The organism is Flavipsychrobacter stenotrophus (genome assembly GCF_002954265.1).
Lineage (GTDB): Bacteria > Bacteroidota > Bacteroidia > Chitinophagales > Chitinophagaceae > Flavipsychrobacter > Flavipsychrobacter stenotrophus.
This window is the reverse complement of record NZ_PPSL01000001.1, coordinates 89,199-98,669: the sequence shown is the minus strand read 5'-3', so window position 1 is coordinate 98,669 and position 9,471 is coordinate 89,199. Positions and strand designations below refer to the sequence as shown.

Annotated in this window: 11 protein-coding genes; 9 read left to right on the top strand and 2 right to left on the bottom strand. The window is 43.7% G+C overall.

Annotated features, from left to right (window positions below):
- Positions 1-231: 231 nt before the first annotated feature.
- Together pruA and CJD36_RS00460 are read left to right on the top strand one after the other, a co-directional pair.
- The gene (gene pruA / locus CJD36_RS00465; protein ID WP_105037150.1) at positions 232-1,863 is read left to right on the top strand and encodes an L-glutamate gamma-semialdehyde dehydrogenase; all 1,632 of its coding nucleotides are present in this window, start codon (positions 232-234) and stop codon (positions 1,861-1,863) included.
- 183 nt (positions 1,864-2,046) lie between these two features.
- A complete protein-coding gene (locus CJD36_RS00460; protein WP_105037149.1) occupies positions 2,047-3,039 on the top strand; it encodes an amidohydrolase family protein in 993 nt (330 codons plus the stop codon).
- A gap of 92 nt (positions 3,040-3,131) precedes the next feature.
- On the opposite strand, the gene CJD36_RS00455 is transcribed toward CJD36_RS00460, so the two are convergent.
- Positions 3,132-3,611: a hypothetical protein gene (locus CJD36_RS00455; RefSeq protein WP_133162432.1), complete on the bottom strand. Its 480-nt coding sequence runs from the start codon at positions 3,609-3,611 to the stop codon at positions 3,132-3,134.
- A 4-nt stretch (positions 3,612-3,615) separates the two neighbouring features.
- A complete protein-coding gene (locus CJD36_RS00450; protein WP_105037147.1) occupies positions 3,616-4,065 on the bottom strand; it encodes an acyl-CoA thioesterase in 450 nt (149 codons plus the stop codon).
- Between the two features lie 159 nt (positions 4,066-4,224).
- Here CJD36_RS00450 and CJD36_RS00445 point away from each other — a divergent pair, with 159 nt between their 5' ends.
- From CJD36_RS00445 to CJD36_RS00415, 7 genes are all read left to right on the top strand, one after another.
- On the top strand, positions 4,225-4,836 hold the full coding sequence (locus CJD36_RS00445; protein ID WP_105037146.1) for a fumarylacetoacetate hydrolase family protein: 612 nt from the start codon (positions 4,225-4,227) through the stop codon (positions 4,834-4,836).
- A 25-nt stretch (positions 4,837-4,861) separates the two neighbouring features.
- Positions 4,862-5,533 (top strand): uracil-DNA glycosylase, encoded by a 672-nt coding sequence (gene ung / locus CJD36_RS00440; RefSeq protein ID WP_105037145.1) that lies wholly within the window; start codon positions 4,862-4,864, stop codon positions 5,531-5,533.
- Positions 5,534-5,649: 116 nt separating this feature from the next.
- Positions 5,650-6,396 (top strand): lysophospholipid acyltransferase family protein, encoded by a 747-nt coding sequence (locus tag CJD36_RS00435; protein WP_105037144.1) that lies wholly within the window; start codon positions 5,650-5,652, stop codon positions 6,394-6,396.
- Positions 6,397-6,398: 2 nt separating this feature from the next.
- Entirely contained in the window at positions 6,399-7,181 is a 783-nt protein-coding gene (locus CJD36_RS00430; protein WP_105037143.1) for a Rossmann-like and DUF2520 domain-containing protein, read from the top strand.
- A gap of 94 nt (positions 7,182-7,275) precedes the next feature.
- A complete protein-coding gene (locus CJD36_RS00425) occupies positions 7,276-8,046 on the top strand; it encodes a L,D-transpeptidase family protein (protein ID WP_105037142.1) in 771 nt (256 codons plus the stop codon).
- A gap of 130 nt (positions 8,047-8,176) precedes the next feature.
- Entirely contained in the window at positions 8,177-8,959 is a 783-nt protein-coding gene (locus tag CJD36_RS00420; RefSeq protein ID WP_105037141.1) for a (Fe-S)-binding protein, read from the top strand.
- Between the two features lie 32 nt (positions 8,960-8,991).
- Positions 8,992-9,354 (top strand): CoA-binding protein, encoded by a 363-nt coding sequence (locus tag CJD36_RS00415; protein WP_105037140.1) that lies wholly within the window; start codon positions 8,992-8,994, stop codon positions 9,352-9,354.
- Positions 9,355-9,471: the final 117 nt, after the last annotated feature.

Sequence of the window (9,471 nt, the reverse complement as noted above, 5' to 3'; positions counted from 1 at the left end):
ATTTTTTCAAAAACAGGGAAACGCCTATCCTGTTTTCACAGTGTGACCTTACCGACAATGACCAAACATTTAGAAAAAATATCCCTGGTAAAACTTTTGTTTGATACATCATTTAAGGGATGGTTACCATTTTCCTAACGATTACAGCGTTTAATCGTAAAAAACTACCTTTGCATTCTCCAATTGAGTTGCAACAATTTTTATAACAAACAATAACCATTCTTAGTTTATATGAACAACGCGTATTTCGATTTTGCCGAACCAAAAAATGAACCGGTATTAAACTACGGACCGGGTAGCCACGAAAGAAAAGAACTACAGAAAGCTGTAGCTGAGCTGAAGGCCCAGGTAAGGGATATCCCTATGTACATTGATGGTGAAGAAGTACGCAATGGTGAAAAGAAAGACATACATCCACCGCATGAAAAAGCGCATCTGCTAGGACATTACTATCAAAGTAATGAAGAACATGTGCACCAGGCTATAGATTCAGCTTTGGCAGCACGCGAAAGCTGGGCATCAACAAGCTGGGAGCACAGGGCAAATATCTTCCTGAAGGCCGCAGACCTGCTGGCTACCAAATATCGTTTCCGTATGAATGCGGCAACCATGCTGGGCCAGAGTAAGAATGCCTACCAGGCGGAGATAGACAGCGCTTGTGAGCTGATCGACTTCCTGCGTTTCAATGTACATTTTGTAAGCCAGATATATAAAGGACAGCCGTTATCATCACCCGGAATAAACAACCGTATGGAATATCGCCCGTTAGAAGGTTTTATTCTTGCGGTAACTCCATTCAACTTTACAGCTATTGGTGGTAACCTGCCTACAGCACCTGCCATGTGTGGAAATGTAGTTGTTTGGAAGCCTGCTAATACACAGATCTACTCAGCAAGTGTATTTATGGAAATACTTATAGAAGCTGGATTGCCTGCAGGCGTTATCAACCTTATCTATCCTCCGGGAGCTATGGTGGGTGAGGTTTGCTATGCGCACCCCGACTTTGCAGGTATTCACTTCACAGGTTCTACCGGTGTATTCCAGAGCATGTGGAAAAGCATTGGTATGAATATCGCCCGCTACAAGTCTTACCCACGTATAGTAGGTGAAACAGGTGGTAAAGATTTCGTATTCGCTCATCCAAGCGCGCATGCTGCTGCTGTAGCTACAGGCCTTGCCCGTGGCGCATTTGAATACCAGGGACAGAAATGCTCCGCTGCTTCACGCGCATACATTCCATCTAACCTTGCCGATGAGATCAAAGAAAAACTGATAGCACAGGTTAAGACAATGAAAATGGGTCCTGTTGATGATTTTACCAATTTCATCAATGCAGTTATCGACGAAAAAGCATTCAATAGCATTACAAAGTATATAGACGCTGTTAAGAGCAGTAATGGTGCAGCTAAGATCATATGCGGTGGCAACTATGATAGTTCTAAAGGATATTTCATTGAACCAACGATCATAGAAACTACCGATGCTTCTTATAGCTCTATGTGCGAAGAGATCTTTGGACCGGTATTGACCATTTACACTTACGAAGCAGATAATTGGGTAGAGATGCTGGATGTAGTAGATACTACTTCCCCATATGCATTGACCGGCTCTATCTTCTCGCAAGACCGTTATGCTATAGAATTTATGGCAAAGAAACTGGTGAATAGCGCTGGCAACTTCTACATCAATGACAAGCCAACAGGTGCAGTTGTAGGCCAGCAGCCATTTGGTGGTGCACGCGCATCTGGCACAAACGACAAGGCAGGTTCTATCCTTAACCTTTATCGTTGGTTAAGCCCACGTACAATAAAGGAAACTTATGTACCCCCTACCGATTACAAATATCCGTTCCATCAGGAATAATTTAAAATGCTCAATGACTCAATAGCTTAATGGCTCAATTGAAAAATGTGGCATTACTTTTTTTACAAAAGGTGCATCATTCATGTGATGCACCTTTTTGCTATACAATGTCTGCCATGATCTTAAAGGGAAGTTTGGGTTACTTTTGTCTTTCTACTTTCTACTATCTACTTTTGACTTGATATGAAAATCGACATCCACACACATATAATGCCGGAGCATATACCCAACTGGTTTCAGAAGTTTGGGTATGGAGAATTTATACGTCTGAAACACCATAAGCCATGTTGCGCCCAGATGATAAAGGGCGATAAGGTGTTTCGCGAAATAGAACATAACTGCTGGGATGCTGATGTACGCGTAAAAGAAATGGATATGACCACCGTGGGCATGCAGGTATTATCAACCATACCGGTTTTGTTCAACTACTTTGCCAAGCCAGAACATGCACTGGAAACATCACGTTTCTTTAATGACCATATAGCCCAATGTGTAGACCACCACCCTACCCGTTTTATGGGCCTGGGTACTGTACCTATGCAAGATGTGGATGTGGCCATAAGAGAAATGGAGCGCTGCATAAAAGAACTGAAAATGCCAGGGATAGAGATCGGCTCTAATATCAACACTATGAATCTTGGCGATCCTTACTTCAATCCTTTCTGGGAAGCTGCGGAAGAACTGGGCTGTAGTATATTCGTACACCCCTGGGAGATGATGGGTGAAAAAGAAATGAGCAAATACTGGTTGCCATGGCTGGTGGGTATGCCTGCAGAAACCAGTCGAGCCATCTGCTCTATGATATTCAGCGGAGTGCTGGAACGCCACCCTAAACTACGTGTGGCTTTCGCTCATGGTGGTGGTAGTTTCCCACTTACTATTGGCCGCATAGAACATGGCTACAATGTGCGACCAGACTTATGTGCCGTTGACAACCCGGTTAATCCACGCGACTACATTGGCAAGTTCTGGATAGATGCGTTGGTACACGATCCTAAGGCTTTAGATTTTGTCATTGACACAATGGGAGCTGATAAAATATGCATGGGTAGTGACTACCCTTTCCCACTTGGCGAGCATCACCCTGGGCTGCTTATAGAAAGCATGAATTATACAAAAGAACTAAAAGAAAAACTACTCTTCAAGAATGCCATGCAATGGCTGGGTAAAGTGTAGCGCATTAAGCAATATTACTTCCAACACATATCAGATTTGACAACTTTCCAAAAAGTTGTCAAATCTTTTAAACAAGGTTACGTTCACCAATATTAATCTTCTCTTTTCAAAAGCGGCAACCCTGATTTAGTAGCAATGACATCTGCCAGCTTATCACCACCATCAGTGAACGGCCACACATACAACGCTTTAATTTCATGATCTTTTTGCATTGTGTATATAGCATCAAGTGTGAGCTTAAGGGCAATCCCTTTATGCCTGTATTCTTCCAATACTAATGCAGAGCACAGATAAATTGCATCATACTTTGCTCCTGGCAATGTTTGTTCCAACAGCTGGCGTTCAGAGATCGTATGCGTAATAAAATCCTGCATCACCTTGGTGGTAGTAGGTATCAATAGAATCCACGCTATGGGACCATCACCTTCATTAAATTCCGACAAAGTTGCCGGACTTATCTGTTCCAGCTGTTCCCGTTCCTTCTCAGTTACACTTATCTGGTCGGGATCGGTACGGTAGGAAAACACCTCATCGGCCAGTTGTATCATTCGCTCAAAATTACTTTGTGGCATAGGGTCAGTTTTGTTTTGCGTTTCCTGTTAGTAACGCTCGTAAATCATCGGTTATAGCAGCTGTTTTACGTGTATCATAGTTGAAGCAGGCCATACCGGTTTTGCAATGGGCTATATCTTTTACAACACCATTGCGTATAGTAGTAATGTGATAGAGCAGATCGAAGGAAACTGTACCCAATTCTTCGGCATATATTTTAATTGTGAGGGTATCACCGTAAAAGGCTTCACCTTTGTAAGCGATCATCACATCGGCCATTATGAGGCTAGTACCGGCCGCATTCAGTTCGGTATACCCATATGCCTTCAGCATCAGCATCCTGGCTTCATGGACAATACTCAATATGGCATCGTTCCCCACATGGTTACCATAATTGATATCACCAATGCGCACCGGTATTGTGGCTATATATAATTCTTTGGTATCGGGAAATTTGATCTTTACTCTTGCCATCAGACAGAAAATAGAAAATGAGGAGGGTTGAGATATGATTGTATATCTTTCCAAAACAAAGTAACTGCAAAAAAAGTCATCCGCAATTTTTAATCGATTATTTTTGCAACTTGCCTGCGGTAAGTACGCGATACTATGCAGGCACAATAATATAATGTTATGAAAATAATATGCATAGGGCGCAACTACGCCGACCACGCCAAGGAACTTAAAAATGATCTGCCCACAGAACCGGTTATCTTCATGAAGCCCAAGAATGCATTGTTGCATCCGGGAAAGCCGTTCTACTACCCCGAATTCAGCAAAGACATGCACTATGAGTGCGAGGTAGTGGTGAAGATGGCTAAGAATGGTAAATTCATACAGGAGAAATTTGCCCATAAATATTATAATGAAGTGAGCCTGGGCATAGACTTTACTGCCCGCGATGTGCAGAATGAATTGAAGAAGAAGAGCCTGCCATGGGAAATAGCGAAAGCGTTTGATGGATCTGCCGCCGTAGGAACTTTTGTTGCTCTGAATGAAGAAACCGTAATGAGCGATCTTGATTTCCAATTGAAGCTAAATGACGAAGTGGTGCAGGACGGCCATACCCGCGATATGATCTTCGATATCAATGCTATTATTGCTTATGCATCACGCTACTTCACACTTAATATAGGAGACCTTATTTATACGGGCACACCTGCGGGTGTAGGCCCTGTAAAAGTTGGCGACAAGTTGGAAGGGTACCTAAAAGGAGAAAAACTACTTGAGGTAAGCATCATGTAATCATTGATAGCACATCTGTTGACCTATGAACATACAGTTAGAACAAGGCTGGAAGGAAGAACTGAAAGAGGAATTTAATAAACCCTACTTTCTTGAAATAGTTAATTTCCTGAAGGAAGAAAAGACCGCTGGCAAGATCATATATCCGCCCGGCAAGCAAATTTTCAATGCTTTTGAACATACACACCTTGACAATGTAAAAGTGGTGATCATAGGCCAGGACCCTTACCATAATCCCGGACAGGCAATGGGCCTGTCATTTTCTGTACCTGAGGGTGTGAAACCTCCACCTTCTCTAATGAACATTTTTAAAGAATTGCAAACGGACCTTGGCATTGCCCCGCCTGCAAGCGGTGACCTGACAAAGTGGGCCGATCAGGGTGTATTATTGCTGAATGCATCACTAACAGTAGAGGCGAACACACCTATGTCTCACAGTCAGCTTGGCTGGCATATTTTTACCGATGAGGTGATCAAACATGTATCTAAAGTGAGGCCGCATGTAGTTTCTATCTTGTGGGGAAAGTTTGCGCAGAATAAAGAAGTACTGATAGATACCACAAAGCACAAGGTCATTAAATCAGCACACCCATCTCCGTTGTCTGCCTACAATGGCTTTTTCGGCAGTGCACCGTTCAGTAAAACCAACTTGTGGCTGCACGAGCAAGGCATGACACCAATAGACTGGACACTGTAGAAGGAATTTGCAGTATTCATAACCCAAATGCGGTAACTTTGTAAGCCATTCAGGATAAATGATTTCCAAACGAACAGCATGTAATGTTGTAGTGAAGAAAGCATCAACTATAAACAATGAAATTGATTCAAAACATACTGGGTAAAATTTTTGCAGTGTATGCCGCGCTAATGTTTGTGGCTACTATGCTGTTTGTACTGATACCGGTATGGATCATTTCTCTGTTACCGGAGCCACGACGGGCGCGGGTACTACATCCCGTTTTCCGGCTTTGGATGGGCATCTATATGCCGCTCATATTTTGCCCGGTGACCCGCAGAGGAAAAGACAAATTCAAAAAGGGAGAAAATTATGTGGTGATCCTTAATCATAACAGCTTTATGGATGTACCGGTATCATCACCGTGGATACCAGGGCCTAACAAAACGCTGGCAAAGATGGAAATGTCCCGCATACCGCTATTTGGTGCCATCTACAAAGCAGGATCCATACTCGTAGATCGTAAAAGCGACCAGAGCCGCAGAGGTAGTTTTGGTAAAATGCAGGAAACGCTGGAGCAGGGAACGAATCTCTGTTTGTACCCGGAAGGTACCCGAAACAAAGGCGGCCAACCCATGCAGCAGTTTTTTGACGGCGCATTTCGTACCGCAGTAAAAGCACAGAAACCTATTATGCCCGGCGTAATATTTAATACAGCCAAAGTACTGCCGGCAACCAGGACATTCTGGATGCGCCCCCACCCTATACAGATACACTTTCTAGACCCTATACCCACAACAGGGCTGACTACCGATGACATACCCGCACTAAAGGAGCGCCTGTTCACTATTATGGAATCCTATTATATCAATCACAAAAAGTAAGAATGACATTCAGCATTATAGGATCGGGCAACATCGCCTGGTTTTTCGGGAAGAGATTAGCAGCAGGAGGCCACCAATGCAAAGGTGTTTATGGCCGTAATGCTACAGCGGTAAAAGAGCTTGCAGATGGATTGTTATCTAACAGATTTGGTGCAATAAACGAAGTACGTGATGAAGACGCCGATGTGTGCTTTCTTGCGGTCTCAGACGCTTCAATTGAAGAGGTAGCGAAACAATTACATTTCAAAAAGACAATATTGGTACACATGTCGGGCGCGCAGCCGCTGGACATTATAAAAGATGCAGCCAAAGATCATGCTGTGCTATGGCCGGTATATTCAATTCTCAAAAACAATACTCCGGGACACAGGGAAATACCTATTGCATGGGAAGTATCATCTGACAGGGCCAAGCGTTTTGTACTGGAAATGGGCCATGCTATTACAGACAACCTGTTTGAAGCTAAGGATGCCAAGCGCAAGTGGCTGCACCTATCGGCGGTGATGACCAACAATTTCATCAATCACCTGCTGGCTATCAATGAGCAGATATGTAAGGAAAACAACCTCCCGGCGTCTACCCTGCAGCCTATGATAGCACAAACATTCGAAAGAGTGAAAAGTGCTTCACCTAAGGCAGTACAGACCGGCCCGGCAATAAGGCAGGATATAACTACTATAGAGCAGCATAAAGTTCTACTGGCAGATCACCCTGAACTACTGAAGGTTTATGAGGCATTAACGGAATCTATCCAGGCCATGCATCACCCCAAAGCATTATCATAAAGCTAAAATTGAATGAGCTGTACATGGTAAGTAGCCATGTGGCAATAAATTCATTAAATTTGTTTCCATCTCAACGAAACAGGCAGTAGGAATAATGAATAGAGCAACGTTCAGGGTAACAGGTTTATTTATAGTGGCATTTTTACTGTCATTACCCGGCTATGCCCAGACCGACGCTCAGAACTTCAAGAATTTCCAACTGTCGTGCCCAAGAGTATCTGATGCATGGAAAAAGTATAATGACTCACTTGCCAGCAATTTCAAGCGAAAGAACCTCAACTACCCCGCCAAAGACATTTACCTGCGTGCGTTCAAAGCACAGAACGAACTGGAAGTATGGGGTCGTAACAATGAGAACAGCCCCTATACGCTGATCAAGATGTTTCATATCTGCGCGTTGTCCGGCGTATTAGGTCCAAAACGTGGTGAGGGAGACCGGCAGGTGCCGGAGGGTTATTATTTTATTGATGACTTCAACCCTAAGAGCGATTATTACCTGTCGATGCTACTGAATTACCCTAACTATTCAGACAACCTGCTGGCTACAAAGCCTCGCAAAGGCGGCGACATATATATCCATGGCGGCTGCGTAACTGTGGGCTGCATGCCTATGACAGATGAGGGCATACAGGAACTCTACACCCTCTGCCTCAATGCCAAGGTAAATGGAGAAGAAAACATACCCGTTCACATCTTCCCTACCCGAATGACGCCCAAAGGAATGGAATACCTGAAACGCGAATATATCAACTATCCCGAGAGCATAGCGTTCTGGAACACCCTGAAACCCGGCTACGACTACTTTGAAAAGAACCACAAGATCCTGCCGGTCATGTATTCGCCGGATGGGTATTATGTGAATTAGCACAAAGTATTTTCTTCTTTAAAGTCTTTATTTTGGGGAATTTAAGTACCCCTGCTTATCTTTGGTCTGTACTATGGTACAGTATTCCCTGTACTGCGTTAGTACAACTTTAATATAGAAATTCAACAATATGCAGGTAAGATCAATGGCAGAGTTTGCCGCCAGCGGCGAAACACCGGAAGTACTTTTTTGGGTAGGATGTGCGGGTAGTTTTGACCAGCGTGCCCAAAAGGTTACCAGAGCCTTTACGCAGATATTGGATAAGGTGGGTGTATCTTTTGCCATAATGGGCAAGGAAGAAAGCTGCACAGGCGATCCTGCACGCAGGGCCGGTAATGAGTTCCTGTTCCAGATGATGGCTTACAACAATATTGCCCTGCTTAATGGCTATGGCATTAAGAAAGTAGTGACCACCTGCCCGCATTGCTTCAACATTTTCAAGAATGAATACCCTGCACTGGGCGGTAATTATGAAGTGGTTCACCACACTACTTTCCTGCAGCAGTTAATAGATGAAGGCCGCATCAAACTAAAAGAAGGCGGCTCATTTAAGGGCAAGAAGATCACTTACCACGATAGTTGCTACCTGGGCCGTGGTAATGGCATATATGAGGCTCCGCGCAAGGTGCTGGAATTTTTCGAAACAGAAGTAATAGAAATGAAGCGCTGCCGTAGCAACGGTATGTGCTGTGGTGCCGGTGGTGCGCAGATGTTCAAAGAAGAAGAACCGGGCACATCAAGAGTAAACTTCGATCGTGCCGAGCAGGCACTGGAAACCGGTGCTACCATTATTGCTGCTAACTGTCCGTTCTGTACAACCATGCTTACAGACGGTGTTAAGAACAAGGAAAAAGAAGATACCGTAAAGGTGATGGACATAGCCGAGATGATAGCTATGTCTATGGCGGAATAATTTTTGTAGCGATACCGGTATAAAAGTGCAGCATGAAAAATAAGACATTAGTATTAGGTGCATCTGAGAATCCTTCCCGCTACAGCAACATGGCGGTAAAGAAACTGCTCAGCAAGGGGCAGTCTGTAATTGCATTAGGAAAGGTGAAAGGAAATGTAGATGGAGTAGAAATACTCACTGAAAAGCCTGCTACAGATGAAATAGACACAGTAACACTTTATCTGAATCCACTGCATCAGCAACCCTACTACGATTACATTCTTTCACTGAAACCAAGACGCATCATTTTTAATCCCGGTACAGAGAACGAAGAACTGGAATCGTTGGCGCAGAAGAATGGCATAGAGCCGATTGAAGCATGTACACTCGTAATGCTGAGTACAGGACAGTATTAGGTAGAACTGAAAAGTAAAAAGCTCCTCAGTCTTACAGAATGGAGCAACAAATAAAAAGCCTTCAGAGTTAATGCTCTGAAGGCTTTTACATTACCATCAAATCTGATTTTCATGCGT